This is a genomic window from Streptomyces sparsus, from assembly GCF_054776295.1.
Genome location: NZ_BAAHCA010000545.1, coordinates 1 through 3,337 on the forward strand (window position 1 = coordinate 1; position 3,337 = coordinate 3,337).

Here is a 3,337-nt window from a genome sequence, read left to right on the forward strand (position 1 = left end):
CGGCCGGCCCCGCAGGGCTCAACCGGTCGGTAGGGCCCAACCGGTTGGGCTGCACCCGGCCGGTCCGCCAGGGACCAGCGGCCCCCGGCGGGGCGTGGCCGCCTTTCCGCCGGGGACCGGGCCGGGCTCAGGAGTAGCGCTGCAGGTGGTAGGTGAAGGTGCCGGCCTTCTGGCAGCGCAGGACCCAGTTCGTGGACAGTTCGACCGCGGCCTTCTGCCCGGCGCACGTGAACGACGTGCGGTGGGTGCTGATCGTGCGCCAGGTCGCCATGGCCCGCACGTCGCTCGCCGCGGCGTGGGTGCCGCTGTCGGCGCTGGGCGCCGCCTGCGCCGCCGCGGGGGAGACCAGTCCGGCCGTCGCCACCGCCGCCACGATGCCGCCGACCACACGGAGCCGGAGCTTGCTCTGCTTCACCATGGGATTCCTCTCGCTGCTTGTGCCGGGTGCGAACCCGGTGGGGCTGTCGTCAGCTCCGAGCCTGCCGCCGGTGTCCTCCCGTGTCGTTGACGACCGGGGACGGGTGGTTGACGCCGCGCGCCGACGGTGTCAGCCGGCCGCGGAGCGCCGGTACTCGCCGGGGGTGACGCCGTAGGCGGCGCGGAAGGCCCGGCTGAAGTGCGCGGGGGAGGTGAAGCCGCAGTGGGCGGCGATCGCCTGTACGGGGGTGCCGGTGGTCGCCGGGTCGGTGAGGTCGCGCCGGGCGCGCTCCAGCCGGCGTTCCCGGATGAGGCCGGCCACCGAGACGTCCTCCGCCTCGAACAGCCGGTGCAGTTGCCGGATGGAGAGGTGGTGGGCCGCCGCGACGGTCCGCGGTGACAGCTGCGGGTCGTGCAGGTGCCGCTGGACGTGGTCGCGGACCCGCAGGACCGTGGCCCGGTCGCGGGACGGGGCGGACGGCACCGCGTCGCCGTCCAGCTCGTTCGCCAGCAGTCCGGCGACCAGGTCGAGCAGGATGTCGCAGAGCCGGGGCACGTCCGCGGCCCGGTAGGTGTCACCGCCGGCCGTCAGCCGGGTGAGGAACTGCACCAGGAGCGCGCCGAAGCCGTCCCGCCCGGACAGCCGCCGCCCGAGCAGCGGGTCCAGGCGCTCCTTGCCGGAGAGCGGCAGCAGCGCCTTGGGGATCTCCACGCCGACCCCCACTATCAGCCCCTGCTCCTCGCCGGCCCCGACGTCGTACGGCCGGGACGAGTCGAGCAGGTAGAGGTCATGTGCGCGGTGCGTGGTCCGCTGGTCCTCGTGGGTGACGCCCAGCGTCGCGCTGCCCGGCAGGACGAGCGTCAGGTGGTACAGCTCCGGGTCGGACTGCCGCACCAGCTTCCGGGTCCTGCTGTACCGGGACGGGTGCATCGTCACCGGCCACACCGACACCGCGCCGAGCTGTATCAGCCGCTGGTGGGCCATGAAGTCCGAGGCGTGGTCGCTGGTGATGTCCATGGGCGCCATGACGGACCCCATGCACTCCCGCCACGCGTCGAACCGGTCCGGGGCGGGCACGTCGGCGGTCCGGAACACCGTCTCGGTCAGCATGTCTTTCCCCTGTTTCCGTCGCTCCGCGGCACACGGCGCGCGCGTCCCCGGTCGTGGGGCGGCACGCCGGCGGTGGGGAGCGTCCGGCCCCACCGGCCCGTTCGGCCCTCACGCTGGCCGACCGGAAGCGGGCTGTCCACGTCGCCGGGCGAACCTGGGACGTCCCGGGACGGTCAGGGCCGCGACCAGCGGAAACGACGGTTCCGAGGGGAACGTGGAGGGACGGGCCGGGACCCGGAGCGCGCCGCCGGGAGACAGCCCCGCGACCGCGGAGCGGCGGCGCCTACTGCTCCAGGGCGTGGAGCTGGTCGAGGAACCAGCGGGTCGGGGGCAGCGCGGTCGCGGCAGCGGCGAGGCGCTTGCTGCGCTCGGCGCGTTCGGCGTCCGGCAGCAGCAGGGCCTCGTGCAGGGCGCGTGCGGTGTCGGTGATGTCGTAGGGGTTGACGGTGAAGGAGTGCTCGCCGAGTTCGGCGTGCGCGCCGGCCTCGCGGGACAGGACCAGTGCGCAGCCCTCGTCGGACACCACCGGGACCTCCTTGGCGACGAGGTTCATGCCGTCCCTGATGGGGTTGACGAGCGCCACGTCGGCCAGCCGGTAGGCGGCCAGCGAGCGGGCGAAGTCGTCCTTGACGTGCAGCACGATCGGCGTCCAGCCCGGGGTGCCGTAGGTCTTGTTGATCTCCTCGGCGACCCGGGACACCTCCGCGGTGTAGTCGCGGTAGACGGCGAGGTCCTGCCGGGAGGGGTAGGCGAAGGCGACGTGCACGACGCGTTCGCGCCACTCGGGGTGGTCGTCGAGCAGGCGGCGGAAGGCGTGCAGGCCGCGCACGATGTTCTTGGACAGCTCCGTGCGGTCCACCCGCACGATCGTCCGGCGGTCGCTGCCGCCGATCTGCTCGCGCAGCAGGGCGAGCCGTTCCTCGACGTCGTCGCGCCGGGAGCGCTCGCGGAGGAAGTCGGCGTCGGCACCCAGGCCGTGCACGCCGATCCGGGTGGTGTGGCCGTCGAGGGAGACGAGCAGCTCACCGTCGGCGGAGATCACCGAGGCGCCCAGCAGGTCGGCGCAGCAGGCGGTGAAGGCCTCGGCCCAGCGCCAGGTGAGGAACGCCGCCCGGTCCGCGCCGAGAACGCCGCGCAGCACGGCCTCCGCGACCTGGTCGGGCAGCATGCGGTAGTAGTCCGACGGGGCCCACGGCGTGTGGGAGAAGTGGCCGATGCGCAGGTCCGGACGGCGCTCGCGGAGCATGCCGGGCACCAGCGTCAGGTGGTAGTCCTGCACGAGCACCGTCGCGCCCTCGGCGGCGTCCTCGGCGAGGGCGTCGGCGAACGCGGTGTTGTACGCCTCGTAGGCCGCCCACTGGGCCTCGAAGGCGGTGTCGAAGGCGGGCTCCAGCGGCGTCTGGTAGAGCAGGTGGTGGACGAACCACAGCACGGAGTTGGCGACGCCGTTGTAGGCGTCGGCGAACACGGCCGGGTCGATGTCCAGCATGCGCACCTGTTGGTCGCCCGTCTCGGCGAGTGGCAGCCGGCCCTCGTCGCGGCGGGCGGCGGTGCGGTCGCCGTCGGTCAGCGCGGCGCACACCCACAGCGCCTCCGCGTCCGGGCCGATCGCGGACAGCCCCGACACCAGGCCGCCGCCGCCCCTCCTGGCGGACAGCGAGCCGTCCTCGTCGACCGTGTAGGAGACGGGACCGCGGTTGGAGGCGACAAGGATCCGGGGCGCAGTGACCATGCCGCGAGCGTATCCGCTGAGTGCCCTGCTCAAACGGCCGTGCGGTTTGAGCAGGGTCACTCGGCGGCGCGTTCGGG

At 73.8% G+C, this 3,337-nt stretch carries 3 protein-coding genes; all 3 read right to left on the reverse strand.

The features are described 5' to 3' along the window. Positions 1–127 precede the first annotated feature (127 nt). The 3 genes from ACYVE9_RS19935 to ACYVE9_RS19945 all read right to left on the reverse strand — a co-directional run bounded on the left by ACYVE9_RS19935 (position 128) and on the right by ACYVE9_RS19945 (position 3,260). Entirely contained in the window at positions 128–418 is a 291-nt protein-coding gene (locus ACYVE9_RS19935; RefSeq protein WP_461029249.1) for a hypothetical protein, read from the reverse strand. Positions 419–547: 129 nt separating this feature from the next. Further along, positions 548–1,528, reverse strand: coding sequence for a helix-turn-helix domain-containing protein (locus ACYVE9_RS19940; protein WP_461029250.1), 981 nt, complete (start codon positions 1,526–1,528; stop codon positions 548–550). Between the two features lie 283 nt (positions 1,529–1,811). Further along, on the reverse strand, positions 1,812–3,260 hold the full coding sequence (locus ACYVE9_RS19945) for an alpha,alpha-trehalose-phosphate synthase (UDP-forming) (protein WP_461029251.1): 1,449 nt from the start codon (positions 3,258–3,260) through the stop codon (positions 1,812–1,814). Positions 3,261–3,337: the final 77 nt, after the last annotated feature.